Source organism: Arthrobacter sp. 01T414, from assembly GCF_056398965.1.
The window spans coordinates 187327-214135 of the sequence record NZ_JBFTQK010000002.1 but is presented as its reverse complement, the minus strand read 5'-3'; the positions used below and the strand labels follow the sequence as shown (position 1 = coordinate 214135).

General features: G+C 68.1%; 22 protein-coding genes. 9 read left to right on the top strand and 13 right to left on the bottom strand.

The window, feature by feature from the left end:
* The first annotated feature begins 283 nt into the window (after positions 1-283).
* Positions 284-1180, top strand: a complete 897-nt coding sequence (locus AC1DK9_RS06450) for a GerMN domain-containing protein (protein WP_476915364.1) — start codon at positions 284-286, stop codon at positions 1178-1180.
* A gap of 59 nt (positions 1181-1239) precedes the next feature.
* On the opposite strand, the gene AC1DK9_RS06445 is transcribed toward AC1DK9_RS06450, so the two are convergent.
* The 3 genes from AC1DK9_RS06445 to hrcA all read right to left on the bottom strand — a co-directional run bounded on the left by AC1DK9_RS06445 (position 1240) and on the right by hrcA (position 4232).
* Positions 1240-2010 (bottom strand): 16S rRNA (uracil(1498)-N(3))-methyltransferase, encoded by a 771-nt coding sequence (locus AC1DK9_RS06445; RefSeq protein WP_476915363.1) that lies wholly within the window; start codon positions 2008-2010, stop codon positions 1240-1242.
* 2 nt (positions 2011-2012) lie between these two features.
* Positions 2013-3140, bottom strand: coding sequence for a molecular chaperone DnaJ (gene dnaJ / locus AC1DK9_RS06440; protein ID WP_476915362.1), 1128 nt, complete (start codon positions 3138-3140; stop codon positions 2013-2015).
* A 78-nt stretch (positions 3141-3218) separates the two neighbouring features.
* Positions 3219-4232, bottom strand: coding sequence for a heat-inducible transcriptional repressor HrcA (hrcA, locus tag AC1DK9_RS06435; RefSeq protein WP_476915361.1), 1014 nt, complete (start codon positions 4230-4232; stop codon positions 3219-3221).
* Between the two features lie 243 nt (positions 4233-4475).
* Here hrcA and AC1DK9_RS06430 point away from each other — a divergent pair, with 243 nt between their 5' ends.
* Both AC1DK9_RS06430 and AC1DK9_RS06425 read left to right on the top strand, forming a co-directional pair.
* On the top strand, positions 4476-5324 hold the full coding sequence (locus AC1DK9_RS06430) for a DUF3097 domain-containing protein (RefSeq protein WP_476915360.1): 849 nt from the start codon (positions 4476-4478) through the stop codon (positions 5322-5324).
* A gap of 121 nt (positions 5325-5445) precedes the next feature.
* Positions 5446-5865, top strand: a complete 420-nt coding sequence (locus tag AC1DK9_RS06425; protein WP_476860618.1) for a DUF4870 domain-containing protein — start codon at positions 5446-5448, stop codon at positions 5863-5865.
* Between the two features lie 37 nt (positions 5866-5902).
* On the opposite strand, the gene hemW is transcribed toward AC1DK9_RS06425, so the two are convergent.
* Both hemW and lepA read right to left on the bottom strand, forming a co-directional pair.
* Positions 5903-7141 carry a radical SAM family heme chaperone HemW gene (gene hemW / locus AC1DK9_RS06420; protein WP_476915359.1) on the bottom strand — a complete coding sequence of 413 codons (1239 nt, stop codon included), beginning with the start codon at positions 7139-7141 and terminating at the stop codon, positions 5903-5905.
* Between the two features lie 2 nt (positions 7142-7143).
* Positions 7144-8997, bottom strand: a complete 1854-nt coding sequence (gene lepA, locus AC1DK9_RS06415; protein WP_476860616.1) for a translation elongation factor 4 — start codon at positions 8995-8997, stop codon at positions 7144-7146.
* A 302-nt stretch (positions 8998-9299) separates the two neighbouring features.
* Between lepA and AC1DK9_RS06410 the strand changes: the two genes are divergently transcribed.
* Positions 9300-9860: a type II toxin-antitoxin system PemK/MazF family toxin gene (locus AC1DK9_RS06410; RefSeq protein WP_476915358.1), complete on the top strand. Its 561-nt coding sequence runs from the start codon at positions 9300-9302 to the stop codon at positions 9858-9860.
* 223 nt (positions 9861-10083) lie between these two features.
* Positions 10084-10344 (top strand): 30S ribosomal protein S20, encoded by a 261-nt coding sequence (rpsT, locus tag AC1DK9_RS06405; protein ID WP_476860614.1) that lies wholly within the window; start codon positions 10084-10086, stop codon positions 10342-10344.
* Between the two features lie 151 nt (positions 10345-10495).
* Here rpsT and holA read toward each other — a convergent pair whose 3' ends face one another.
* From holA to AC1DK9_RS06365, 8 genes are all read right to left on the bottom strand, one after another.
* Complete coding sequence (gene holA / locus AC1DK9_RS06400) at positions 10496-11509, bottom strand: DNA polymerase III subunit delta (RefSeq protein ID WP_476860613.1); 1014 nt, start codon at positions 11507-11509, stop codon at positions 10496-10498.
* A complete protein-coding gene (locus AC1DK9_RS06395; protein ID WP_476915357.1) occupies positions 11443-13254 on the bottom strand; it encodes a ComEC/Rec2 family competence protein in 1812 nt (603 codons plus the stop codon). The genes holA and AC1DK9_RS06395 overlap by 67 nt, the downstream gene beginning before the upstream one ends.
* 250 nt (positions 13255-13504) lie before the next feature.
* Positions 13505-14224, bottom strand: a complete 720-nt coding sequence (locus AC1DK9_RS06390; RefSeq protein ID WP_476860611.1) for a ComEA family DNA-binding protein — start codon at positions 14222-14224, stop codon at positions 13505-13507.
* Between the two features lie 267 nt (positions 14225-14491).
* Complete coding sequence (locus tag AC1DK9_RS06385) at positions 14492-15517, bottom strand: DegV family protein (protein ID WP_476915356.1); 1026 nt, start codon at positions 15515-15517, stop codon at positions 14492-14494.
* A 70-nt stretch (positions 15518-15587) separates the two neighbouring features.
* The gene (gene leuS, locus AC1DK9_RS06380) at positions 15588-18116 is read right to left on the bottom strand and encodes a leucine--tRNA ligase (protein ID WP_476915355.1); all 2529 of its coding nucleotides are present in this window, start codon (positions 18114-18116) and stop codon (positions 15588-15590) included.
* Positions 18117-18459: 343 nt separating this feature from the next.
* Positions 18460-19974 carry a glycerol kinase GlpK gene (gene glpK / locus AC1DK9_RS06375; RefSeq protein WP_476860608.1) on the bottom strand — a complete coding sequence of 505 codons (1515 nt, stop codon included), beginning with the start codon at positions 19972-19974 and terminating at the stop codon, positions 18460-18462.
* A gap of 83 nt (positions 19975-20057) precedes the next feature.
* The gene (locus AC1DK9_RS06370; protein WP_476860607.1) at positions 20058-20810 is read right to left on the bottom strand and encodes an MIP/aquaporin family protein; all 753 of its coding nucleotides are present in this window, start codon (positions 20808-20810) and stop codon (positions 20058-20060) included.
* 156 nt (positions 20811-20966) lie between these two features.
* Complete coding sequence (locus AC1DK9_RS06365) at positions 20967-22775, bottom strand: glycerol-3-phosphate dehydrogenase/oxidase (protein ID WP_476915354.1); 1809 nt, start codon at positions 22773-22775, stop codon at positions 20967-20969.
* A gap of 125 nt (positions 22776-22900) precedes the next feature.
* Here AC1DK9_RS06365 and AC1DK9_RS06360 point away from each other — a divergent pair, with 125 nt between their 5' ends.
* From AC1DK9_RS06360 to AC1DK9_RS06345, 4 genes are read left to right on the top strand one after another with little or no spacing between them, the layout of a single operon-like run.
* A complete protein-coding gene (locus AC1DK9_RS06360) occupies positions 22901-23863 on the top strand; it encodes a sugar-binding transcriptional regulator (RefSeq protein WP_476915353.1) in 963 nt (320 codons plus the stop codon).
* Positions 23864-23911: 48 nt separating this feature from the next.
* Entirely contained in the window at positions 23912-24781 is an 870-nt protein-coding gene (locus tag AC1DK9_RS06355; RefSeq protein WP_476860604.1) for an aldo/keto reductase, read from the top strand.
* A gap of 10 nt (positions 24782-24791) precedes the next feature.
* Complete coding sequence (locus tag AC1DK9_RS06350; protein ID WP_476915352.1) at positions 24792-25721, top strand: alpha/beta fold hydrolase; 930 nt, start codon at positions 24792-24794, stop codon at positions 25719-25721.
* A complete protein-coding gene (locus AC1DK9_RS06345; RefSeq protein WP_476915351.1) occupies positions 25718-26797 on the top strand; it encodes a glycosyltransferase family 4 protein in 1080 nt (359 codons plus the stop codon). The genes AC1DK9_RS06350 and AC1DK9_RS06345 overlap by 4 nt, the downstream gene beginning before the upstream one ends.
* Positions 26798-26809: the final 12 nt, after the last annotated feature.

Genomic DNA, 26809 nt, shown 5'->3' with positions numbered 1-26809 from the left:
CGGTACCGGCGCGCGCGGGCGGCGCGGGGCCGGCACGGGCCTCCGCCTGGGCCTTCGTTTGGGCCTCCGGCACGACATTAGGTATCAACTTCATATCGTCCTCATATCGTTCCCGTTGCAGTTCGCCGGACCGCCCCGAATCCCGTCCGGAGCGCGGTCTCCCTGTGTAATGCTGGATTCGGCCCTGCCGCGCCCGCGGCGCGAGGCCCACAGCGAAGGGAACAGGGCAATCATCCAGCGCGGAGTGACCGGGACTGCAGCAGGGCGGCGTACGCGCCGCGGCTTGCTGCATCTTGTGCTGCCCGCGGCCTTGGCGCTGTCCGGCTGCGTGGCCACGCCCCAGCCCGGAATCACGAACTCGAACACGCCGACGCACACCGTCCCCGGAACTGCGGCGGGCGTCGCGACCACCAGCGCCCCGCTGGAATCGACGCAGGCTTCGAACAAGGCACCGGTCTACTGGATCGGGCGCAGCAACAACAACGTCTTCCTGTACCGCGAATTCCGCGACGTGTCCGAAGAGGACAACCCGATCACGCGGGCCCTGCGGGTGATGATGTCGCAGAAGCCGCTCGATCCCGATTTCTTCACCCCGTGGCAGAACCCCAGGATGCTGGCCACCTCGATTTCCGGCAAGAACGTCATCACGGTGGACGTGTCGGCCGATGCGTTCAACAGCAATGTCGACGCCGACATAGCCGAACGTGCGATCCAGCAACTCGTCTATACAGCCACAGCCGCCGGTGCCAGCGCGGGGCTGACCGACACCGGACAGCAGATCCAGGTCGTCATCCTCGTGGATGGACACACCGACTACGTCGCTTTCAACCGGGTCCGGCTCGGTTCACCGACCTCACGCAGCGCCGGAATGGTCGCCCCCGTGTGGATCATCGATCCGCAGGAGGGCACCGAGGTAGCGGACGGAAAGGTCAAGATTTCCGGCCGGAGCACGGTCCCGGGCGGCAAGCTGCGCTGGGAGATAATGCGGGTCGACGGCGCCAGCAAGACGCCCTACCTCGACGGCACCACCACCGCCTCGGCCGACGCCTCGGAGTCCGGGCTGTTCAACCTCACGCTGAACCTGGGTCCGGGAGAGTATGAGGTCCGCGTGTCGCAGATCGACCCCGCCAGCAAGGTCCAGGACCTGAATGTCGATACCCGCGGGTTCACTGTCCGCTAAGGGTTATCTCCGCCCTGCACTCCGGCCCGCGCCGGAGCTGTGACGTCAGCGGGTTGCCGCTACCAGCGTCCCAGAATGTCGCTGGCCAGCACGGTGGCGGCGGGTCCGGCGGTAGAGGAACGCAGCACGTGGTGGCCCAGCAGGGCCGTGACGGCCCCCGCATCGCAGAGCCGCGTTACCTCGCGCGGGCTGATGCCGCCCTCGGGTCCCACGATCAGGAGCACCTCCCGGGCTACGCCGTCGTCGGTCAGCTGCTGGGACCACGCCTCCAGCACCTGCCGCAGGGGCCGAACCGCGTCCTCATGCAGGATCACCGCGAGGTCCGCGGCGGCAACGGCCGCCTGCAGGCCGTTGCCGTCCACCGCGGCGCGGACCTCCGGGATCCAGGCCCGGCGGGCCTGCTTCGCCGCCGCCGTCACGACCGACTGCCATTTGGCGTGCGCCTTCGCGGCGCGTTCTGGTTTCCACCGGACGATCGACCGTTCGGCCTGCCAGGGAACGACGGCGTCGATCCCCAGTTCAGTCACCGTCTCGGCCGCCAGCTCGTCCCGGTCGCCCTTGGCCAGCGCCTGCACCAGCACCAGGGAAACGCCCGGCTTTGGCTCGACCGCCACTTCGCCGCACTCCACCGTCAGCTCCTGCGGGGCGACGGCGGTCACGGTGCCGGTGATTCGCTTGCCGGCGCCGTCGGCGATGTCCACGGCCTCCCCCACGGCCAGGCGCTTGACCGTCACCGCATGGCGCGCTTCGGCGCCTTCGAGGACGAACGTCGCACCGGGAACCAGCTGGTCCAGGGTGCCTGCGGGGGTGAAGAAAACCGGGTTACTCACCGCTACAGGTTACCGAGCCGGTCCCGCAGTTTGGCGAAGACGCCGCCGCTTGCGGCCAGCTTTCCCTCGGTGAACTGCTCGCCGCGGAGTTTGGCGAGCTGGCGGAGCAGGTCTTCCTGGGCGGCGTCGAGCTTGGCCGGGGTTTCCACCTGGAGGTGGACCTTCAGGTCGCCACGGCCGTAGCCGCGCAGGTGCGTTACGCCCAGGCCGCGGAGCGTGATGACCTCGCCGGACTGGGTGCCAGCCTTGACGTCAATTTCCTGCGATCCGTCGAAGGTCTCCAGGGTCAGCTCGGTGCCAAGCGCCGCGGCCGTCATGGGGATGCTGAGGCTTGCGTGCAGGTCATCGCCTTCGCGCACATAAGTGGGGTCGTTGTTGACCCGGATCTCGACGTACAGGTCACCGGAGGGACCGCCGGCCGGACCGGCCTCACCCTGGCCGGAGAGCTGGATGCGGGTGCCGGTGGCGACGCCGGCTGGGACCTTGACGGTGAGCGACCGGCGGCTGCGGATCCGGCCCTGGCCGGCGCATTCGTTGCACGGGTCCTTGATCACGGTGCCGAAGCCTTCGCAGCTGCCGCAGGGGGCGGTGGTCATGACCTGGCCGAGGATGGAGCGCACTGCGCGCTGGACCTGGCCGCTGCCGCCGCAGATGTCGCAACGCTCGGGGTGGCTGCCTTCGCGGCAGCAGGAGCCCTCACAGGTGGGGCAGGTGACGGCGGTGTCGACTTCGAGCTTCTTGTTGACGCCGAAGACCGCATCGCGCAGGTCGATCCGGACGCTGATCAGGGCGTCCTGGCCGCGGCGCACCCGGGATGCCGGGCCGCCCTGGCCGCCGGCTCCGCCGAAGAAGGTCTCGAAGATGTCCTGGAAGGCGAAGCCCTGGCCGGCGTACCCGCCGCCGAAGCCGTTGTCGGTACCGTTCTCGTTGCCCGTCGTGTCGTAGACCCGGCGCTTCTGCGGGTCGGACAGCACCTCGTAGGCGTGGGTCACCGCCTTGAAGCGCTCGGAAGCGTCGTCGCCGGGGTTCACGTCCGGGTGCAGGGTGCGCGCAAGCTTGCGGTAGGCCTTCTTGATCTCTTCCCCCGTCGCTTCACGGGAGACTCCAAGAACGTCATAGTGGCTGCTCAAAGTGTGTATCTCTTCCTTTTTGTACTGCCAGTGGGTACTGCCTGTAGTGGCGAGAAGTCCGGTGCACGGTCCGGCCGGTCAGGGCCCGAGGATCCGCGAAAGGTAGCGGGCCACCGCACGGACGGCGGCCATGGTGGTGGGATAGTCCATCCGGGTGGGGCCGAGCACTCCGACCTTGGCTGTGGCGTCCGGACCGTAGCCGGTGGCCACCACGGATGCTTCGGAGAGGCCGTCGTAGGGGTTCTCCCGGCCGATGCTGACGGTGACACCGCGCGGGTCCTGCGCCATGTCGCTGAGCAGGCGCAGCATCACTACCTGCTCCTCGAGGGCCTCCAGCACGGGGCCGATGCTCAGCGGGAAGTCCACGTTGGACCGGGCCAGGTTGGCGGTACCGGCCATGACCATCCGTTCCTCCCGGCTGCTCGCGGCAAGCGATTCAAGTCCGCGGGCCAGGGCCTGGGCAGCGCCGCGCCGCACGGGCGGACAGCTGTCCACCACGGCCTGCAGCGACTGGGGCAGCAGGCTCAGCGGGGTGCCGGAGAGTTTTGCCAGGAACAGGGAGCGGAGATCGGCGAGGGCCTCGTCGCCAAAGTCCTGGCCGACGTCGATCACGCGCTGCTCCACCTTGCCGGTGTCCGCGATCAGGACCGTGAGGACCTTGCGCGGCGCCAGGAGCACGAATTCGATGTGCCGGACGCGGGCACGGCTCAAGAGCGGGTACTGCACGACGGCGACCTGGTTGGTCAGCTGCGAGAGCAGCCGCACCGTCCGGTCGAGGACGTCGTCGAGGTCATCGGACCCTTCGAGCAGGGCCTGGATGGCGCGCCGCTCTGCCGGCGATAGCGGTTTAACCGCCGAAATCTGGTCCACGAACAGGCGGTAGCCCTTGTCCGTGGGAATCCGCCCGGCGCTCGTGTGCGGCGCCGTGATCAGGCCCTCATCTTCCAACGCGGCCATGTCATTGCGGATCGTTGCGCTGGACACGCCCAGGTGGTGCCGTTCCACCAGGGCTTTGGATCCAACCGGTTCGCGGGAATGGACGTAGTCCTCCACGATGGCGCGCAGCACTTCGAGTTTGCGTGGCTCGCTCACGCTCCACCTCCAATCGACCCGTATCGGTTCGCCGGTGCCGCCGGACGTGAAAGAAGACCCGGTGTTAGCACTCGACATGCCTAAGTGCTAACCAGTCTAATATGACTCGCGCCGTTGTTAGCATTGGATTCGCTGCGGGCGTGACCACCGGGACCGGTGTTTCCCGGCACACCACAGGCCGCGCCCCCGTTCCCTCCCCCGTAATTCCCAAGTGATTCCCAAGTGCAAAGCAGTGTGTAACCGATGTCGTACCAGAACTGGGGCCCGCAGGATCTCTCCGCGCCCGCCAAGGCCCAGCTGCCCGAAATCCCGGTGGAACGCGGCATGGTGCTAGAGGACGTGCAGTCAGGCTGGGTCGGCGCCGTAACCCGCGTGGAGAAGTCCGGCGGCATGCACGTGGTGGCCCTCGAGGACCGGCGCGGCAAATCCCGCTCGTTCCGGCTCGGCTTCGGCTTCCTGCTCGAGGGGCAGCCCATCCGGCTGATGCCGCCCGCCCCGCGGGTACCGGCAGCGGCCCCCGGTGCACGGACGGCCTCCGGCTCGGTCCGGGTGGAGGGCCAGCGCGCCCAGGTCGCGAAGGCCAGCCGGATCTGGGTCGAAGGCAAGCACGACGCCGAACTGGTCGAGAAAGTCTGGGGTGACGATCTCCGCGTCGAGGGCATCGTGGTTGAGCCGCTGCACGGCATCGACGACCTGGCTGCCGCTGTGAAAGATTTCCGGCCCGGCCCGGGGCGCCGCCTCGGCGTGCTGGTGGACCACCTCGTTCCCGACTCAAAGGAGTCACGCATCGCCGATGCAGTGATGGCCACGCCGGGCGCAGCGGGGAACGTGCTGATCGTCGGGCACCCGTATGTGGACGTCTGGCAGGCGATCCGCCCCGCCGTGCTGGGCATAGAACGGTGGCCGGTCATCCCGCGCGGCGTGGACTGGAAGACCGGCATCCTGACCGCCTTCGGCTGGCCGCACAGCACCAAGGAGGACATCGGCCTGGGCTGGCAAAAACTCCTCGGCGCGGTGCGCAGCTACGCAGACCTGGAGCCTTCCCTGCTGGGCCGGGTGGAAGAGGTCATCGACTTCCTCACGGTGCCGTAGCCCCGTCCGCGTGCTTCATACGCGTCGCGAGCAAGTATTCTTGGAAGAGCGGCCGCTGCATTTTGTTGCGGCCGCGGCTCGTAGAGGTACCAACGCTCCACCGCAATCCAAAGGACGAAACGTGGCAGAAGACGCACGCGACCACACGGACCACCAGGCCGGCCATGGCCAGTCGCAGTATCATGGCGTTCCCGCAAATGCCCTGCCGCTGACGGCGAGTGAAGACCGGCAATGGGCTACCCTTGCGCACTTTGGCGGCATCCTGGGTTGCATTCCCGCGCTGCTGATTTACCTGATCTTCAAGGACCGCGGCCCGTTCACGGCACAGGAGTCGAAGGAAGCCCTGAACTTCACGCTTCCGCCCACGATCGCCGCTGTGGTGGCCAACCTGCTCGTCTTTGTCCCCGTGGTGGGCAACCTGTTCGCCGTCCTGGCAACCGCCATCTGGATCGCCCTCGCCTGCTTCTCAGTGGCCGCCGGCATCCACGTCAACCGCGGCCAGCCGCACCGGTACGAGTACAACCTCCGCTGGATCAAGTAGCGCGGTTAGGCGATCTAGGCGCTCGCGCCCTGACTGCCTAGTCGGGCAGGATCCGTCGGACCACTGCATCGGCGAGAAGCCGGCCTTTGAGCGTGAGCACCAGCCGGCCCTTGAAGGCCGCTGCGGGGTCCACCAGCCCCTCCGCAATCAGCCCGGCAACCGCATGACGCCCGGTGTCCCCCAGCCCACCCAGGCTTGCGATCTCAAGGCCGGTGACCAGGCGGGCCTCGAGCATGACGCGTTCCACGTTGCGGGTCTCCGCGTCGAGGGTCTCCCGGCCCGCGGCAGGCGAGACGCCCGAGCCCAGCCGGCCGGCATAGGCGGTGGGGTGCTTGACGTTCCACCAGCGGACCCCGCCGACGTGCGAGTGTGCGCCGGGGCCGATGCCCCACCAGTCATCCCCGCGCCAGTAGGCCAGGTTGTGGCGGCAGGCCTGATCCGGGGTGCGCGCCCAGTTGCTGACCTCGTACCAGCCCAGGCCGGCTGCGACGATCAGTTCATCGGCCAGCTCGTACTTGGCGGCGTGGTCGTCGTCGTCGATGCCGGGCACTTCGCCGCGGCGGATCTGGGCGGCGAGCTTCGTGCCCTCCTCGACGATCAGCGCGTAGGCGCTGATGTGGTCCGGGCCGTAGGACAGGGCTGTTTCCAGCGAGTACCGCCAGTCCTCAAGCGACTCCCCCGGTGTTCCGTAGATCAGGTCCAGGCTCACTGCGAGGCCCGCCTCGCGCGCCCACTGGACGACCTGCGGCACGCGGCTGGGCGTGTGAGTGCGGTCCAGGACCTTGAGGACGTGCGGCACGGCCGACTGCATGCCGAAGGAGACGCGGGTGAAGCCGGCGTCGGCGAGCAATTGCAGGGATTCCGGCGTGACCGAATCGGGGTTGGCTTCCGTGGTGACCTCGGCGCCGGGCTCCAGCCCCCAGGTATCGATCGCGGCGCCTAGGATGCGCGCCAGGTCCGAGGCGGGAAGCAGCGTCGGCGTGCCGCCGCCGAAGAACACCGTGCTGAGCCGGCGTTCCGGCAAGCCGGAAGCCTTCAGCACCCGACCGGCGAAATCCACCTCCGCGACGGCGGTGCCGGCGTAGGCATCCTGCGATGCGCCGCCGCCGAGTTCGGTGGCGGTGTACGTGTTGAAATCGCAGTAGCCGCAGCGCACGGCGCAGAACGGAATATGGACGTAGAGCCCGAAGGCCCGGTCCGCGGCGCCCGCCGCCGCCTGGCCGGGCAGGAGCCCGTCCGACGGCGCCGGGTCACCGAGGGGAAGTGCGCTTGGCATGGCTACTTCTTGGCCTTGTCCTTGGACTCTTCCGTGGTCAGCGCGGCAATGAAGGCTTCCTGGGGCACCTCGACGCGGCCCACCATCTTCATGCGCTTCTTGCCTTCCTTCTGCTTCTCCAGCAGTTTGCGCTTTCGGGTGATGTCACCGCCGTAGCACTTGGCCAGGACGTCCTTGCGGATCGCCCGGATGCTCTCACGGGCGATGATCCGGGAACCGATGGCTGCCTGGATCGGCACCTCGAACTGCTGGCGCGGGATGAGTTCGCGCAGCTTGCCGGTCATCATCACACCGTAGGCGTAGGCCTTGTCGCGGTGGGTGATGGCGCTGAAGGCATCGACCTGTTCGCCCTGGAGCATGATGTCCACCTTGACCAGGTCGGCGACCTGGTCGCCGTCGGCCTTCCAGTCCAGCGAGCCGTAGCCGCGGGTCTTGGACTTGAGGATGTCGAAGAAGTCGAAGACGATTTCTGCCAGCGGCAGCCGGTAGCGGATCTCCACCCGGTCCTCGGAGAGGTAATCCATGCCGCCCATCACGCCGCGGCGGCTCTGGCACAGTTCCATGATGGCGCCGACAAATTCGTTGGGCGCGAGGATTGTGGCGGAGACCATCGGCTCCCGGACCTCGGAAACCTTGCCGGTGGGGTACTCGCTGGGGTTGGTCACGTGGACGACCTTCTTGTCCTCCAGCGTCACCTCGTACTCAACGTTCGGCGCGGTGGAGATCAGGTCCAGCTTGTACTCGCGTTCGAGCCGCTCGCGGGTGATTTCCAGGTGCAACAGGCCGAGGAACCCGACGCGGAAGCCGAAGCCCAGCGCAGCGGACGTCTCCGGTTCATAGACCAGCGCGGCGTCGTTGAGCATGAGCTTCTCAAGCGCGTCGCGGAGCACCGGATAGTCGGTGCCGTCCAGCGGATACAGGCCGGAGAAGACCATCGGCTTGGCGTCGGCGTAGCCGGGCAGCGAATCCGTGGCCGGCTTGGCCAGGTTGGTGACGGTGTCGCCGACCTTGGACTGGCGGACGTCCTTCACGCCGGTGATGAGGTAGCCGACCTCGCCGACGCCCAGGCCCTTGGACGGGGTGGGTTCCGGGGAGCTCACGCCGATTTCGAGCAGTTCGTGGGTGGCGCGGGTGGACATCATCTGGATGCGTTCGCGCGGGTGCAGCATGCCGTCGACCACGCGGACGTAGGTGACGACCCCGCGGTAGGTGTCGTAGACGGAGTCGAAGATCATCGCGCGGGCGGGGGCGTTCGGGTCGCCCACCGGCGCGGGAAGGTCGCGGACGATCTTGTCCAGCAGGAGTTCGACGCCGGCACCGGTCTTGCCGGAGACGCGCAGCACGTCGTCCGGGTCGCCGCCGATCAGGTTAGCCAGTTCTTCGGCGTACTTCTCCGGCTGCGCGGCGGGCAGGTCGATCTTGTTCAGGACCGGGATGATCGTGAGGTTGTTCTCCATCGCCAGGTAGAGGTTGGCGAGGGTCTGGGCCTCAATGCCCTGGGCGGCGTCAACGAGCAGCACGGCGCCCTCGCAGGCGGCGAGCGACCGGGAAACTTCGTAAGTGAAGTCGACGTGGCCCGGGGTGTCGATCATGTTCAGCGCGTAGCTGGTGCCGTCGAGCTCCCACGGCATCCGGACGGCCTGGGACTTGATGGTGATGCCGCGTTCGCGCTCGATGTCCATCCGGTCCAGGTACTGGGCCTTCATGTCCCGGGACTGGACGACGCCGGTGTACTGGAGCATGCGGTCGGCCAGTGTGGACTTGCCGTGGTCAATATGCGCAATGATGCAGAAGTTCCGGATGAGGGCCGGATCTGTTGCGGCAGGCACCGGGGCGGTGCGGGCCATGGGAGACACGCAGGGTCCTTACTCTTGGCAATACTTGGGGGCTGTATTAGTGGTCTGTACAGCCGGACTGTTCTACGGACGGGCGCAGCCGGTGTTTCGCGTTGCGGGTTCCACCGTGCTGCGGCAAGCCGCTTTTCTCGTTCCTATAGTCTCCCACGTCCCGGCGGGTGGCCATGCATTCGCGCCGGTTGCGAGCCGGGACGGTCGGCGGGGAGCACCACTCCCCGTCCCCACGCGGCGTTCCGCCGGTCCTCGAGGGTGGTCCGGCCCGTCCTCGCGGGCCGTCGGCGGACGGCCGGTAGGGTTTCCCCATGGCCTTGAATCTTCGTTCCCTCGGCAGCGCCGTCCGCGGCGCCCTGCGTTTCCTTGACCGGCTCGGCGGCGCGCCCGCCCCAACCCGCCGTCCCACCGGAAAGGCCCCAGGCAAGGCCCCCGCGCGGCAGGTGGGCCGCGGTCCCGCCCGCCTGACCGGCATCTACCCGGGCGACTTCGTGGGCAAAGCCAAAGTACAGTACAGCCCCGCCGCGAATGGCCGGCCCGAGCCAGGCGAGATCGTCTGGACCTGGGTGCCGTTCGAGGAGGACCGCTCCCAGGGCAAGGACCGGCCGGTGCTGCTCGTGGGAAGCCGGGGCCGCTACCTTCTGGGCCTTATGCTCACCAGCAAGGATCACGACGGCGACGCGCGCCGCGCGGATGACTACGTCGACATCGGCACCGGCCCCTGGGACCGGCAGTGGCGCCCCAGCGAAGCACGGCTGGACCGGATCCTGCAGATCAACCCGCAGGACGTCCGCCGCGAGGGCGCAATCCTCGACGCCGGGCGGTTCCGGGATATCTCCGCGGCGCTGCGCAGCCGGCACGGCTGGTCCTGACATCGCGGCGGGGCGGCCGCACCGGCGTCGGACGCTCCCGACCCGCGCGGCGCCCCGGAAATCGCCACCGGGTTCGCGTCTCTGCTATTATTGACAGCTGTGTGTCCGTGCAGGTCGACGGCCACAGATGGTTGGTCGCCATAGGTATCCCCACGCCGCTCAGTCAATGGCCAATCTGAAAGCCCTCTAGACCATTTTCCGCATTGAAAAAGAGAGTTCACACGTGGCTAATATCAAGTCCCAGAAGAAGCGCATCCTGACCAACGAAAAGGCTCGCCTGCGCAACAACGCAGTCAAGTCCGAGCTGAAGACGGCCATCCGCGCCGTCAACTCCGCCGTTGAGTCCACCGACAAGGATGCCGCTACTGCTGCACTGGTTACTGCCAGCCGGAAGCTCGACAAGGCTGTCAGCAAGGGTGTTCTTCACAAGAACAACGCTGCAAACCGCAAGTCCGCGATCTCCAAGAAGGTCAACGCACTCTAAGGTTTTCCAGTTCAACTGAACTGACGATTGTGGCCGGCACCCCTGGGTGCCGGCCACAGCCAGTTAAAGCGCCGCGACGGCCGATCGAGGCCGACGGCGCACCGACCGGGCGGAGTGATGTGCCGAGCCGCCCGGTGGAGTGAACCCCTCGCTAGCGGCGCACCGAACCCGCGATCACCGTGACAGCGTGCTCGACGGCGTAGACCGGGTCGCGGGAGAGCCCCTTGACCTGGGCGTCGGCTTCGGCCGTGACCTGAATGGACCGGACCAGGCCCTCGGGCGTCCAGCGCCTGACGTCCCGCTGAGCCTGTTCGACGAGCCAGGGCTGCATGCCCAGCTGCTTGGCGATCTGGGCCGATGAGCCCTGCGCCCCCGCCACTTTGGCCAGGGACCGCAGCTTCGCGGCGAGGGCGGCGACGATCGGCACCGGGTCGGCTCCGGTGTCCAGTGCGTGCCGGAGGGTGGAGAGGGCCAGCGGAGCGTTGCCGGCCATGGCCGCATCGGCGACCTTGAAAGCCGTGGCTTCCACCCTTCCGCCGTAGTAGCGGTCCACCATTTCGGAGTCAACGGCGGTGGTGGCATCGGCGATCAGCTGGCTGCAGGCCGCGGCCAGTTCTGCCAGGTTCGCCCCCACAGCGTTGACCAGGGCGTGCACGGCGTCGGGCTCGATCCGCCGGGAGCCGGCCTTGAATTCAGTGGTGACAAAAGCCGCCTTGTCCGCGTCCTTCTTCAACGGCTGGCAATCGACCACGGGCCAGCCGCCCGCCTTGATCGCGTCTAGGAGCTTCTTTCCCCGCACTCCCCCGCCGTGGCGCAGCACCAGCACGGCGTCCGGCTCGGGCTGGGCAAGATATTTCAAGGCATCGGTGAGGAAAGCGTCGTTCATCGCCTCCAGGCCTTCCACCTCAATCAGCTTTTGTTCGCCAAAAAGGGACGGGCTGACGTTCATGGCCAGCATGCCGGGTTCGTAATTGCCGGCATTGAGCCGGGTGACCTCGACGTCGGGAGCGGAGGCGCGGACCTGGGAGCGAATCCGGTCCAGCGCACGGGAACCCAGATAGTCCTCGGGTCCGCCGACCAGCACGACCGGCGCGGGCGTCACGTCGCGCCAGGTGGCGGTGTTCGCGGCCGTGGTCCGGGTGCGTTGGGTTTGGGCAGCAGCCACTCTTGGTTCCTCCGGGAAGTTGGTTTGCAGACTCTAAGCGTGCCACGGCGTGGGCGGACCACCAAGCCGCGCCGGCCGGCCAAGGCCTGGGCGCGGGCGGTGCCGGGCGGGCCCGGACGAAGCTGGGCAATGCGGGTGAGGCACAGTGTGGTTTGGTCATGCATTTTCAGGACCAGGAGCAGGGCGGCTGAGGGGTGGGTCACGAGCCACAAAGCGGCCAGTGACAGACCGGAGAACAGCACCATAGTGGCGGTGCCGAAGGCGCCCTCCGGCCAGGGCAACACCGCTCCCGGCATGGCCGCGAAGTAGCGGGCGATGCCGGCCACACCCGCTGCAATGGTTCCGGCAAGGGCGATGGGAAGAGCCGCCAACGCCGGGACTAGGGGCACGAGCGGCACGGCAGCCGTACCGAGGAGCGTCACCGGTGCCACCAGTGCTGCGGCCGCCAGATTCGCGGGCAGCGCGTAACTGGAGAACTGCGGCTGGAGCAGCACGATCACCGGTCCGCAGAAGAGCTGGGCGGATAACGGCACCGCGAGTCCGGCAGCCACCCAGCGTGGCACGGCGGCGGGCAGCCACCCCATTATCGCCCTGCCAGCCGCGACAATGCCCAGGGTGGCCGATACGGAGAGCACGAACCCGAAATCGGTGGCCAGAGCCGGGTCCGCCAGGAGCAGTCCGGTCGAGGCCACGCACAGCAGGCTCAGGCCGCGCCCGGCTCGGCCGACCGCAAGAGCCGCGAGGTCGATCGCCCCCATGAGTGCGGCCCGCAGAACGCTGGCGTCGGGGCCCACCATCAGGACGAACAGCCCGAGCCCGGCGAGGGCGAGGGAAGCAGCCACCGGCCGGGGCAGCCGCAGGATGCGCGCCGCCAGCAGCAGCGCCCCGAGCACCAGGCTGCAGTTGGCTCCGCTCACGGCAGTCAGGTGGGTCATTCCGACCGTTTTCATGGCCGCGGCGAGCTCGGGGTCCACCCCACCGGTATCGCCGGTCACCATCCCGGGCAGGAGTCCGCTCGCGTCGCCGGGAAGGCCCGCGGCGGCCGCATTGAAACCGCTTCGCAGGCCTGAAGGGATGCGTTCCCAGCCGTCGGCGGTGCGCAGAAGTTGCGGCGCTGAGGACGCTGCGAGGATTCCGGCTTCCGCCTCGCCTGCACCGGCCGGCTTGAGGCTCCCGGTGGCCCGGAAGCGCTGGCCCGGCGCGGCGTGTTCCCAGTCCTGCCCGCCGAGAACCAGCAGCTTCGCGGAGGCTTCCACGCGTCGGCCGTCGAAGACCAGGACGAGCAACGTTGCCGGTACGGCCCACCGGCCTGACTGCCCGGAGCCGCCCGACCTGGAGCTGCGCGGCCCGGAGCCGCCCGGGGCGGCGAGCCGCCGTGGCATGCCCGCAACGGCGATCTCGGCCACCACGGACGCACGCGCAGCGACGGCCTCGGCGACGGCGCCGTCGTTCCGCTGCGAAGACGCCACAGCCGAATGGGCTCCGGCGGCACACGAGAGCAGCAGTGCGAGGGCCAGGGTTGCCCGGAAGCTGCGGGCCGCCAGCCTTCTACGGCGGGCTACCGGACCCAGCAACAGGGCAGCCGCTGCCGTCGCCAACCCGGCGCACAGGGCCGCGAGGGCGCCGGGCTCCAGCCATACGCCGGCCACGGCCGTTGCCCATACGAGCAGCACGGCGGGCACCAGGCGGAGGTCGGTCCGCCGCTGCCGTTGCCGGCCGGAAGCCACGGGACCGTCTGCCGCCAAGAGGCGACCCAGCACTTCGCGCATGCGCCCGACGGCTCCGGCCGTGACGCCAGCAGCCAGTATCCCTGTCCGGGACGATCCGGTAGGCGTCCCGCCCGCCGTCGGGGCTGTGAACGTGGCTCTTGACGGGGCTGCTCCCGGCACCGCTACAGGTACGGGGACCGGGCCCGACGGATCCTGGCTCCCATTCAGCGAACCGGCTGCGGCGTCCCGGTAGGCCTGCCAGCGAGGCGGCGGGTGCCCGGGCATGTCAGACCTGCACCAGCGGTAGCAAGGCTTCGAGCAACTTGGGGCCCACGCCCTCGACTGCGTCGAGTTCCTCGACGCGGCCAAAGCCGCCATGCTGCTTCCGCCAGTCCACAATCCGCTGGGCCAGCACCGGCCCGACGCGTGGCAGCGTCGCCAGCTCCTCGACGTCGGCGGTATTGAGGTTGATCTTTCCTGCTGGCGCCTCACCGCTGCCGGAGGTCCCGGCGCCGCCGGTAGCCGTGGAGGGGCCGGAAGGTTCCACCGGGTCCGGGCCCCCGAGCACGGGAACGAGGATTTTCTGGCCGTCCTCAAGAATGGCGGCAAGGTTGAGCCGGTCCAGGTCGGCCGTGCGGGTGCTCCCGCCCGCGGCTTTGATGGCCTCGTGGACGCGACTTCCGCGCGGTAGCAGCACCACCCCGGGCCTGGCCACGGCACCAGCCACGTGGACGACGATAACGCTGGCCAACGTCGCGCCAGGTAAGCCCGCGGCTGCCGGGTCCGCGTTCGCTGGCGCCCCGTCGGAAACCGTCCCATTGTCCCCGCCTGGCCCGGCCGCGTCCGACATCTCCGGACCGGGTGGTTGGCCCAGAGGCTGGACCCGGGGTGCGCCGTCGACCGCCTGCCACCAGAACCAGCCTGCCAACAGCATTGAGATCACGGCGAGCAGGACGGCGGCGTTCCGGCCGCTGCGCCACCTGAACGTCGCGGGCGTTCGCTCCACAGCAACAGCGGCTTGCCCCGAAGCGTCCCAGTCCGGGGACCCCTCAGCCGGAGCTCCCGTAGCGGGTGCATCACCGAGCAGCGCTCCACTGAGACGCCCTTTACCGGGCTGGCCTTCATCAGGCGCGGGGCCAAGGCTGGCGGCCCAACGGTGCCGGGCCAGCGTCGGTTCCCGGCGAGTTCTGCTGCGGGCTCCGGCTCCGGCGTATCGACGCGACATGCAACCAGCCTAGGGACGGCAGCCGGCCACTTGACAGGCACTGACGGGCTATGTGGAAAGAGTCCCGGGAGCTCCAGAGGACGGCCCAGCGGCGGGCAGCGGGGTGCTGCTCTCCCCCACGATCACGGCGAGTACGCCGAGCCCGGCGTGGGCGGCCAGCACGGCAGGGAGCGAGCTGATCTGGGCCGGCGGGCACTCGGGCAGCAGCCGCGCCAGCCGGGAGGCGAGCTGCTCCGCCTCGGCCCGGTTGCCAAAGTGGTGCACCGCGATCCTGGCCTCGCCGCTGGGGCGGGACAGCGCGTCCGCGGCGGCGATTTCCTCCAGCCGGGCGATGGCGCGTGCGGCAGACCGGACCTTCTCGAGCGGTACGACTTTGCCGCCGTCGACCGCCAGAATCGGCTTGATTGCGAACATGGTCCCCCACAGGGAGGCGGCCGCACCGATCCGGCCGCCGCGGCGCAGTTGCTCCAGGCTCGGCACATAGAAGTAGACCTTGGTGCGGGCCAGGCGTTCCTGGGCGAAGGCGCTGACTTGCTCCGCCCCGCGGCCGTCGGCCGCCGCGACCACTGCGCTTTGCACGCCCATGCCCTGCGCCATGCCAACGGTCCGGGAATCCACCACCGTCACCGGGATTTCCACTTTGGCCGCGGCGAGCCGGGCGGACTCCGCGGTACCGGAGAGCTCACCGGAAATGTGAAGCGAGACCACGGACTCGAAGCCGCGCGCCGACGCGGCGCGGTAGGCCTGTTCGAACTGGCCGGGTGAGGGCCTCGACGTTCGGACCGGCAGGCCGCTGGCCAGCGCCACGGCAATGGTCTCGGCGATGTCGTCCTCGCCCTCGCCGTAAATCTCGGCGCCCACCATGACCGGCATGGGCACCACTGTCAGGCGGCCGTCGGCGGTGAAGTCCCGCACCCACTCCGGCGGCAGGGCGGCAGCCGAGTCAGTGACCACCGCAGTCCGCACCGCCACGGCCTGCACCGGTTCGGCGACCGCCCCGGGACGGGCGGCTTGCCGGAGCCTGGCCAGGCGCTCGCGCAGCCACGGCCAGCCCGGGGGCTCTCGGTCCGGCACGAAGCACCTCCTGGAAAGAGTTCCGGCCGCCGGCATTTGCCGGCGGCCGGTTCACGAACGGCTGGTCCGGCTAGGCCGGAACGATGTTGACCAGTTTAGGTGCCCGCACGATCACCGTGCGGATTCCGCGGCCGTCCATTGCGCGCTGAACGTTCTCCGAGGCCAGCGCCAGTTCGCGCAGCTCGTCCTCGGAGATGCCCGGGGACACCTCGAGCCGGTCCCGCACCTTGCCCTGGACCTGGACCACGGCGGTCACCGTGTCCTGTACCAGCAGGGTTTCGTCGTGCGTGGGCCAACCGGCATTGGCCACCGAGGCCGGGTGTCCCAGCACGTTCCACAGGTCCTCGGCGGTGTAGGGCGCGAACAGGCTCAGGATGACCGCTACGGCCTCGACCGCCTCGCGGACGGCCGGGTTTGCGCCGCCTGCACCGCTGTCGATGGTCTTGCGGGTCGCGTTGACCAGCTCCATCAGCTTCGCGACCACGACGTTGAACTTGTTGTGGTCCAGCAGCGCCTGCGCGTCGGCGATGGTGCGGTGGGTGACAGTGCGCAGGGCACGGTCCCCGGCGGCGAAATCGACGCCGGGCTCGCTGGTGACGTCCTGGCCCAGGCGCCAGGCGCGGGCCAGGAACTTCGCGGAGCCCGACGGCGAGACGTCCGCCCAGTCGACGTCGTCCTCCGGCGGGGAGGCGAAGATCATGGTCAGGCGCACGGCGTCGACGCCGAACTTGTCCAGCTGCTCGCCCAGGTCCACGCCGTTGCCGAGGGACTTGCTCATCGCCTTGCCGCCGTTGAGCACCTGGCCCTGGTTCAGCAGCGCCTTGAAGGGCTCGTCGGCCTCGATCAGGCCCAGGTCGTGAATGACCTTGGTGAAGAAGCGGGCGTAGAGCAGGTGCAGGATGGCGTGCTCCACCCCGCCGACGTACTGGCCGACCGGCATCCAGTCGTTGATCTTGGCCGGATCGAAGGGGCCCTCGGTGTAGTCGGGCGAAACGAAGCGCAGGAAGTACCAGGACGAGTCCACGAAGGTGTCCATGGTGTCCGTGTCTCGTTTGGCCGGGCCGTGGCAGCTGGGGCACTCGACGTTGACCCAGGCTTCCGCGGCGGCCAGCGGGGAGGTGCCCTTCGGGGACAGGTCCTCGCCGCGCAGGTCCTCCGGCAGGGTCACCGGCAGCTGGTCGTCCGGAACCGGGACTTCGCCGCAGGCCGGGCAGTGGATGATCGGGATGGGGGTTCCCCAGAAGCGCTGCCGGCTCAGCAGCCAGTCACGCAGGCGGAAGTTCACGAACTTCTCCCCGGTCCCCTGCTGCTCCAGGATCGCGATGGCGGCCGGGATAGCCTCGGCCTTGGGCAGGCCGTCCAGCGCACCGGAGTTGATCAGGGTGCCCTCGCCGGTGGTCGCCGTGCCGGACACTGCCGGGTCTTCTTCACCGGTGTCCAGGACTGCCCGCACGGGCAGGTCGAAGGTCTTGGCGAAGTCCAGGTCGCGCTGGTCGTGGGCCGGCACGGCCATGATGGCGCCGGTGCCGTAGTCGGCCAGCACGTAGTCGGCGGCCCAGACCGGCAGCTTCTCGCCGTTCAACGGGTTGATGGAGTAGCGGCCGGTGAAAACGCCCGTCTTTTCCCGCTCGGTGGACTGGCGCTCAATCTCGGACAGCGCCTTGACCTGCTCGCGGTAGGCGTCCAGGGCCGCGGCGTGTTCCTCGGTGACGAGTTCGACGGCGATCGGCGCGTCGGCTGCGACCACGAAGAACGTCGCGCCGTACAGGGTGTCCGGGCGCGTGGTGAAGACGGTGACGTCCTTGGCGGGCTTGCCGCCGTCGGCCTCGACGACGAAGTTGACGTGGGCGCCCTCGGATCGGCCGATCCAGTTCTTCTGCATGGCCAGGACCCGCTCGGGCCAGTGCCCGCGCAGTTCGTCCATGTCGTCCAGCAGCCGGTCGGCGTAGTCGGTGATCTTGAAGTACCACTGGTTCAGGGACTTCTTCGTCACGGCGGTGCCGCACCGTTCGCAGGCGCCGTTGACGACCTGCTCGTTGGCCAGCACGGTCTGGTCCTTGGGGCACCAGTTCACCGGGGAGTTCTTGCGGTAGGCCAGTCCGCGCTCGTAGAAGCGCTTGAACAGCCACTGGGTCCAGCGGTAGTAGCCGGGATCCGAGGTGTGCAACCGGCGTGACCAGTCCGCGGAGATGGCGTAGCGCTTGAAGGATGCCGCCTGGGTGTCGATGTTGGCGTACGTCCACTCGCTGGGGTGCGCGTTGCGCTTGATGGCGGCGTTTTCCGCCGGCAGGCCGAAGGAGTCCCAGCCGATCGGGTGCAGCACGTCGAATCCCTGCTGGCGCAGGTAGCGGGCGACGACGTCGCCCATCGCGAACGCTTCGGCGTGGCCCATGTGCAGGTCGCCGGACGGGTACGGGAACATGTCCAGCACGTAGCGGCGTTCCTTCGAGCCGTCGTCCAGGGGCGTGAAGACCTTGAGGTCCTCCCAGACCTGCGGCCATTTGGCCTCCATGGCGGCGAAGCTGTAGGCGCCCTCTTCGGGGCCTTCACTCGCGGCGGCTGCTGCTGTTCCGGTCTCTGTCTCCGGCTGAACGCTCACTGCTGGCCTCTTCTGTTCTTTCGATCTTGTCGGATCAGGACTATCCCGCCTGATCCCTTGGTCCCCTGCTGCGGGCCGGTAAATGTCCCGGACACACAAAAGCCCCTCGACACGGAGGGGCTGCCGCTCGGCAATCCGGTCTTCACCGGGATGCCGGGCGGCTAACTAAGCAGGAGGATCGCACGCATACGACTACTCTAGCGCACCCACAAACCCCTCACCGTAGTCGCCACGAGCGGCTGAAGCAGGACGCACTGGAGAGGGAGGCCGCACCCCGCCAGGGTGTGGTGGGCACCGCGAAGCGGGCAGGGCGGGTGCGGCCTCCCTCGACAGAGGCTGGGTCTTACTTCACGTCTTCGTCGACCCAGTCCATGGACTTGGTAACGGCCTTCTTCCAGAGTCGCATCTGGCGCTCACGCTCCGCCTGATCCATCTGCGGTTCCCAGCGCTTGTCCTCGGACCAGTTGGCCGAGCACTCGCCGAGGTCCTTCCAGAAGCCGACGGCGAGGCCGGCGGCGTAGGCTGCGCCGAGCGAGGTCGTCTCGACGACCTTCGGCCGGATCACGGGCACGCCCAGGATGTCCGCCTGGAACTGCATCAGCGCGTCGTTGGCGACCATGCCGCCGTCGACCTTCAGCTCCGTCAGCGGAACCCCCGAGTCGGCGTTGACGGCGTCGAGCACCTCGCGGGTCTGGAAGGCGGTGGCCTCCAGGGCCGCGCGGGCGATGTGGTTCTTGTTCACGAACCGGGTCAGGCCGACGATCGCGCCGCGGGCGTCGGAGCGCCAGTACGGTGCGAACAGGCCGGAGAAGGCCGGAACGATGTACACGCCGCCGTTGTCCTCGACCGAAGCGGCCAGGGTCTCAACTTCCGGGGCGCTGCTGATCATGCCCAGGTTGTCGCGCAGCCACTGCACCAGCGAACCGGTGACAGCGATCGACCCCTCCAGGGCGTAGTGCGGCTTGGCGTCACCAAGCTTGTAGCCGACGGTGGTCAGCAGCCCGTTCTTGGAGTGGACGATTTCCTCACCGGTGTTGAAGATGAGGAAGCAGCCCGTGCCGTAGGTGTTCTTCGCTTCGCCGGTGTCGAAGGCAGCCTGGCCGAAGGTAGCCGCCTGCTGGTCACCCAGGATGCCGGCGACCGGAACTTCACGCAGCAGCTGCGAGGTGTGCACCGTGCCGTACACCTCGGACGAGGACTTGATGGCCGGCATCATCGAGGCCGGGACACCGAACGCATCCAGGATTTCCTGGTCCCAGGAAAGCGTGTCGAGGTCCATGAACATCGTCCGCGAAGCGTTGGTGACGTCGGTGACGTGCACGCCGCCGTCCGTTCCGCCGGTGAGGTTCCACAGCACCCAGCTGTCAGTGTTGCCGAAGACCAGGTCGCCGGCCTCGGCCTTGGCGCGGGCGCCCTCGACGTTGTCCAGGATCCATTTGATCTTGGTGCCGGAGAAGTAGGTCGCCAGGGGCAGGCCCACCTTCTGCTTGAAGCGTTCCGGGCCGCCGTCCTTGGCCAGCTCATCGACGATCGCCTGGGTGCGGGTGTCCTGCCAGACGATCGCGTTGTAGACGGCCTTGCCCGTGGTCTTGTCCCAGACCACAGCGGTTTCGCGCTGGTTGGTGATGCCGACGGCGGCAATGTCGTGGCGGGTCAGGTTGGCCTTGGACAGTGCAGAGGCGATGACCTCGCGGGTGTTGTTCCAGATCTCCGCGGGATCGTGCTCCACCCATCCTGCCTGCGGGAAGATCTGCTCGTGTTCCATCTGGCCGGAGGAAACGATGTTGCCGCTGTGGTCGAACACGATGGCGCGGGTGCTCGTGGTTCCCTGGTCAATGGCGATTACATACTGGTTCATGCTGACGTCCTTGTCTGTTGGGCCTGGCGGTTGAATTGATGCGATTCGAGCGGTTTTGGTTCAGCAGGTGCGGTCCGGCAGGACTAGGAAGCCGCCGCGGTCGCGATGATCGGCACCACGGCTGCCACGATGCCGGCAAGGCCGCCGCCAACCAGCGGTCCGACAACCGGAATCCACGAGTAGCTCCAGTCCGAGGAACCCTTGCCCTTGATCGGCAGCAGTGCGTGGGCGATGCGGGGGCCAAGGTCACGGGCCGGGTTGATGGCGTAGCCGGTGGGGCCACCAAGGGAGACACCGATGCCGACAACCAACAGGGCTACAGCCAGCGGGCCGAGTCCGGAGGGGGTCCCGCCGAAGGTCAGGATGACGAAGACCAGGACAAAGGTGCCGATGATTTCCGTGATGAGGTTCCACGGGGTGGAGCGGATCGCGGGGCCGGTGGAGAACACGCCCAGCTTGGAGGCGGGCTCGGGCTCAACGTCGAAGTGCTGCTTGTGGGCGAGCCACATCACGACGGCACCCAGGAAGGCGCCGAGCAGTTCCCCGCCGAAGTAGGTAAGGGTGGAGCCGAAGTCGACCGCGACACCGGGGGCGTACTCCTTCTTGCCGTTGAGCAGCAGGCCGAAGGTGACGGCCGGGTTCAGGTGCGCCCCGGATTTGGCTGCAACGAAGACACCGGCGAAGACGGCAATGCCCCATCCCCAGGTGACCATCAGGAACCCGCCGTTGTTGCCCTTCGTGCCTTTCAGCGCGACGTTGGCCACAACGCCACAACCCAGCAGGGTCAGCATTGCGGTGCCGAATACTTCGGACAGGAAAACTATTCCAAGAGACATCTTTGACTCCTCTATTTTCTGTTGTCAGCCCTTCGCGAGTTTGAAGGGCCGTTGGGCCGGCAGCGGTTTCGCGCTGCCGGCCGGCCACTGCGGGGATTCCCGGGGGAAACCCCGCAGTCTTTGCACCCGGACAAACCCGTCCGGACACGCAAGCTATCAGGCGACCAGGCTGTGTACCTGGACGCCGTGGAACCGCTGGAGCACCTCCTGGGCGTGGTTGATCTCGGCGGTCCGCGTCGCCGCGTCCCAGCCCAGCGGTCCGGAAAGAATTTCGGCGACCTCGTTCAGCAACTCGCCCGTGACAAGGCCCCTGAAGGCCAGCGAGGTGCGGCGGATCAGTACGTCCACCAGGTGTCCGAGCTGTTCGTTGCGCGCCATGAACTCCAGCTCCCGCACACTCAGTTCCCGGGTGGAGTGCAGCAGCCGGTCCGCCCCGGCGTCGAGGTACGCCATGACGTCCTCGGCGCGGGTGCCGTAACGGGTGAGCAGGACCGCGGTCCGGTCAGCGTCGCGGCCGGCCGTCATATGGGCCTTGATCCAGCGCTGGACGCCTTCCTCAGAGTCGGGGAAGCCGGCCCCGCCGCCGATGGCAAGCTTGGCGGTTGAGACCTTCCGTTCCATGCCGAGTTCGGCCAGGACGTCGTTGCTGAGGTGTTCGGCGAGGGCCCGGAAGGTGGTCCACTTGCCGCCCACGAGGCTGAGCACGACGGCGCCGTCGCCGGCCTTCGGTGCCGCGCCCTTGGCGGGTCCGCGGCGCTCGATCCGGTAGTCGCGGCTGACGAAGCCCGGCTGCGTAGCGTCGTGCCGGGGCAGCGGACGAACGCCGGAGAAGGTGTACACGATCTGCTCACGGTCCACCGCGATGTCCGGGAAGACGTGCCCGATGAGGTCGAAGAAGTAATCGATCTCGGCGTCGGTGCAGACGGCGTCCTGGGCCATGTCCGCGTCGATGTCCGTGGTGCCGACCAGGACCCGGTCACCCATCGGGTAGATAAGCACGATCCGGCCGTCGGTGTGTTCGAAGAAGATTTCGCGGCCCTGGCATGCCTCGAGCAGCCCCGGGTGGTCCAGGACGATATGCGATCCCTTGGTGCCGCCCATGAACGCCGACGCGGCGCCCATGGCCTGGTTGGTCAGGTCCACCCAGGCGCCGGTGGTGTTGACCACGACGTCGGCGCTGAAATCGAAGACCTCGCCGGTCAGTTCGTCCCGGAGCTGGACCGTGCCGCCCTTCGCCCCGGCAGCCGCGGCGCCGTTTCCGGCCGCGCCGCCCATCGAGACCAGGGAGAGGTAGTTGCTGGCGCGGGCGCCGTTGCCGCCCGCCTCGCCGGCCTTCTCGCCGTCCTGGAGCACGTCCAGGGTGAGCCGCTCCGGGTTGTGCACGGAGGCGTCGAAGTAGGTCGCGGCGTACTTGATGCCGGGGTGCAGCCGGGGCAGTTCGGCCAGGGCGCGCTTGCGGCCGCGGAACTGGTGACGCGGCACCGTGCCGCCGTCGCGGGAGAAGAAGTCATACATGCTCAGGCCCAGCTTGATCAGGAAAGCGCCGCGCTCGGTGTGCTTCCCCTGCTTGTGGGTCAGGAACCGCAGCGGCGCCGCCAGGATGCCCGAGAAGGTGCTGAAGATCGGGATGGTGGTCTGCAGCGGCTTTACGTAGTGGGGAGCGATGCGAAGCAGCCGGTTGCGTTCGACGACGGACTCCTGGACGAGGCGGAACTCGCCGTTTTCCAGGTACCTGATGCCGCCGTGGATCATGTGAGACGAGGCGCCGCTGGCGCCCTGGCAGAAGTCGCCCCGTTCGACGAGGGCAACGTCGACGCCCTGCAGGGCCAGGTCACGGAAGGTTCCAACTCCGTTGATGCCACCGCCGATGATGAGCACCTGTGCGTGCGGCCGGTTCCGCAACTGCTGCACGGACGTGCGCTGGGTATTCGACGCCGGATTGCCGGATGAAACCTTGTTTCCCAAAACTGCTCCTTGGGGCTTGGTGCTGTGCGGCGCGCCCGCTGGGCCCGCCGCCGTTCAACACTATTCTTTGGACTAATGGAAAATGGAGTCAAGCACTATGCACAAACGTGCAGATTGGATCTCCGATGTCACCAAGCCGCCAGTCCGACGCCCTTCGGGCCGCCCAGCTGTATTACCTCCAAGACCTGACGATGGACGCGATCGCCCGCGAGCTCCGGACGTCCCGCTCGACCGTCTCCCGGCTGCTGTCGGCAGCCCGGGAATCCGGACTCGTGCAGATCCAGATCCGGAGCCCGCTGGACACCGGCCCCGAGCTCGCCAGCATGATCCGCGCCCAGTACAAGGTCGACGTACACGTCGTCCCGGTGGTGGATACCCTCAACGAGGCCGAAACACTGGACCGCGTAGCGATGCAGGCCGCCCGCACCATAGGCCCGCTCGTGGATTCGAACGCGATCATCGGAGTGGCATGGGGTTCCACGCTGAGCGCGGTGAGCCGGCACCTGACCCGGAAGATCACGCACGACAGCATCATCGTCCAGCTCAACGGAGCCGGGAACATGCAGACCACGGGCATCACCTACGCCTCGGACATCATGYGGCGCTTCGGCAGCGCCTACGGAGCGCGCGTGGAACAGTTCCCGGTCCCGGCGTTCTTCGACCACGCCGCGACCAAGAAGGCCATGTGGAATGAACGCAGTGTGCAACGGATCCTGCAACTGCAGTCCCGGATGAGCATCGCCATTTTCGGCGTGGGATCGGTCGACGCCGACTACCCCAGCCACGTCTACGCGGGCGGCTACCTCGATGAGGACGACCTGAGCGTCCTGGCGAGTTCCGACGTCGTCGGCGACGTCGCCACGGTGTTCTTCCGCGCGGACGGCTCCTCCGACGGCATCACGCTCAACGAACGCTCCACCGGACCGGATCTCGCCCAGCTCCGGCAGGTACGGCGCCGGATCTGCGTGGTCTCCGGTGCCTCCAAGATTAACGGGCTGCGCGGCGCGCTCGCCGCGGGCCTGGCCACCGACCTGATCCTCGACGAAGCCAGCGCCCGCCGGCTGGTCAGTTCCGAGGGACTGTCCTGACGGCCCGGCACCCGCGGCCGGGCCGCCGGAATGGGTAGAGTCGTTGCTATGAGAATCTCCCCCCGGCTGACGCTGAACAACGGTGTGATGATGGACCGCCTCGGGTTCGGGCTTTACAAGGTTCCGCCCGAAGACGCCGCCGGGCTCGTGACCATGGCACTGGAGGCCGGGTACCGGCACTTCGATACCGCCGCCATGTACGGGAACGAGACGGGCGTCGGGAAGGCCATCGGCGCCCTGTCCGCCTTCAACGCGTCTTCCGGCGGATCGGGCGAGCTGCACCCCTCACTCGCCCGCGAGGACCTCTTCGTGACCACCAAGCTCTGGAACGACGACCAGGGCTACGATGCGACGCTGCGGGCCTTCGACACCTCGATCGCCAAGCTGGGACTCGAATACGTGGACCTGTACCTGATCCACTGGCCGTGCGCCCGGCGCGGACTCTTCACGGAGAGCTACCGCGCGCTCGAAACGCTCTACCGCGAAGGGAAGGTCCGGGCCATCGGGGTCTCCAACTTCCAGCCCGCACACCTGGACCGCCTGCTCCAGGGCGCGGAGGTCGTGCCCGCGGTCAACCAGATTGAACTGCATCCCTGGCTCCAGCAGGCTGAGCTGCGGGCCCTGCACGCCACGCTCGGCATCACCACCGAGGCCTGGAGCCCCCTGGGCCGAGGCCAGGTGCTGCAGGATCCGATGGTGCTGGAGCTCGCCGAGGCGCACGGCCGGACCGCCGCCCAGATCATCCTGCGCTGGCACCTGGAGCTTGGCAACGTTGTCATCCCCAAGGCCAGCTCTTACGCCCGGATCCGCGAAAACCACGACATCTTCGGGTTCAGCCTCGGCGCCGCGGACCTGGAGGCCCTGGCCGGCCTGGAGCGCGGATTCCGCACCGGCTCGAACCCCGACGACGTCAACTAGGACCGAACGAATGGAACCCGTGGCCACCGAGCCTTCCCCCCTGCCTCCCTTGCTTAGCGCCGAACTCGAAACGCGCAGCAACGCCTCCGCGGTGGATCTCAACGGCACCCGCGTCGCCTACTGGAGCTACGAGCCGCTCGAAGAGACCGCCGACACGCGGACCATCCTGGTCATCCACGGCTTCCGCGGCGACCACCACGGCCTGCTCCGGGTCGTCGACCAGCTCCCCGAGATGCGCCTCATCATGCCGGACCTGCCGGGGTTTGGCGCCTCCGGAGCGTTCCCGGCAGGCGGCCACAGCGTCAGCGGCTACAGCAGCTTCATCGCCGACTTCATGGCCGCGCTCGGGCTGGGACCGGACACCGTGCTGCTGGGCCACTCCTTCGGTTCCATCATCGCCAGCCACTTCGTGGCGGACCATCCCGGCGCCGTCGCCGAACTGGTCCTGATCAACCCCATCGCCGCGCCCGCGCTGGAGGGCCCCAAGGGCCTCATGACCAAAGCCGCGGTGCTGTACTACGAGGCCGCCGCCCGGCTCCCCCGCGGACTCGGGAACGCCCTGCTGCGCAACCAGCTGATCGTCCGGGTGATGAGTGAGACCATGGCCAAGACCCAGGACAAGGCGCTCCGTCGGTTCGTCCACGACCAGCACAGCGCCTACTTCTCCGCCTTCGCCGACCGCGACAGCCTCCTTGAGGCCTTCAAGGCCTCGGTGGGCAGCAACGTGGCCGAGGTGGCGCCGCGACTGGAGCTGCCGGTGTTGCTGGTGGCCGGCGAGGAGGACGAGATCGCCACCCTCCCCGACCAGCACAAGCTGCTCCCGCTGCTCCCGGACGGAACCCTCGAAGTCATTCCCGGCGTCGGGCACCTGATCCACTACGAAACCCCGGAGCCCGCCGCGGGCTTCATCCGACGCTTCCTGAAGGACCGCACCGCGTGAAAATCCTCATTGACGCCCGCTTCACCAGGCTCGACCACCACGACGGCATCAGCCGGTACGGTGCCAGCCTGATCGCCGCGACCGCCAAGATCGCCGACGTCTCCATGCTGATCAGCGACACCCGCCAGCTGGCACTGCTGCCGGACGTGCCGTACACCCTGATAAACAGCCCGCTCTCCCCGGCCGAGCTCTTCGTGGCCGCCAAAGTCAACCCGCTCGGGGCCGACGTCGTGGTTTGCCCGATGCAGACGATGGGCAGCTGGGGCCGCAAGTACGCCCTGGTCCTGACCCTGCACGACCTGATCTACTACGAACACCCGGCCCCTCCCGGGTTCCTTCCGGCCCCGGTCCGCGTCCTCTGGCGGCTATACCACAAGGCGTTCTGGCCCCAGCGCGTCCTGCTGAACCGGGCCGACGTCGTGGCAACCATCAGCTCCACCACCGAATCGTTGATGGCCAAGTACCGGCTGACCAAGCGGCCGGTCCGGATCGTCGGCAACGCCCCGCAGCCCGGACTGACGCCTCGAGACCCCGGCGCCGGCGCCGACAAGTCGCTGCTCTACATGGGTTCCTTCATGCCGTACAAGAACGTCGAGACCCTGATCAAGGGCATGGCGGAGCTGCCGGAGATGACCCTGCACCTGCTGAGCCGGATCACGCCCGAGCGCCGGGCCGAGTTGGAGGCGCTGGCCCCGGCAGGAGCCAATATTGTATTCCACAACGGCGTAACGGATGCCGAATATGAGGAGTTGCTCGCCCGCACCACGGCGCTGGTCAGCCTCTCCAAGGCCGAGGGCTACGGCCTGCCCCTGGTGGAGGCCATGTCCCACGGGACGCCGGTCATCGCCAGCGACATTCCAATCTTCCGCGAGGTGGGCGGGGACGCGGTCAGCTACGTAGAACCGGACTCGCCGTCCGCATTTGCCGCCGCGGTACGGGAACTTGAGCAGCCCGAGCTCTGGAAGCAGCGTTCCGGCCGGGCCGTGCAGCGTGCGGGCGAGTTCAGCTGGGATGCCTCCGCGAAGCGCCTGCTGGCCGCCGCCGAGGAGGCCGTAGCGCTCCGGAAGCGCCGGTAGCCCCGCCATTTC

Coding starts and splice junctions, on each gene's coding strand:
- AC1DK9_RS06430 (WP_476915360.1), top strand. CDS start 4,476: ATGTCGTACCAGAACTGGGGCCCGCAGGATCTCTCCGCGCCCGCCAAG.
- hemW (WP_476915359.1), bottom strand. CDS start 7,141: ATGCCAAGCGCACTTCCCCTCGGTGACCCGGCGCCGTCGGACGGGCTC.
- AC1DK9_RS06410 (WP_476915358.1), top strand. CDS start 9,300: ATGGCCTTGAATCTTCGTTCCCTCGGCAGCGCCGTCCGCGGCGCCCTG.
- glpK (WP_476860608.1), bottom strand. CDS start 19,974: ATGAACCAGTATGTAATCGCCATTGACCAGGGAACCACGAGCACCCGC.
- AC1DK9_RS06370 (WP_476860607.1), bottom strand. CDS start 20,810: ATGTCTCTTGGAATAGTTTTCCTGTCCGAAGTATTCGGCACCGCAATG.
- AC1DK9_RS06355 (WP_476860604.1), top strand. CDS start 23,912: ATGAGAATCTCCCCCCGGCTGACGCTGAACAACGGTGTGATGATGGAC.
- AC1DK9_RS06350 (WP_476915352.1), top strand. CDS start 24,792: ATGGAACCCGTGGCCACCGAGCCTTCCCCCCTGCCTCCCTTGCTTAGC.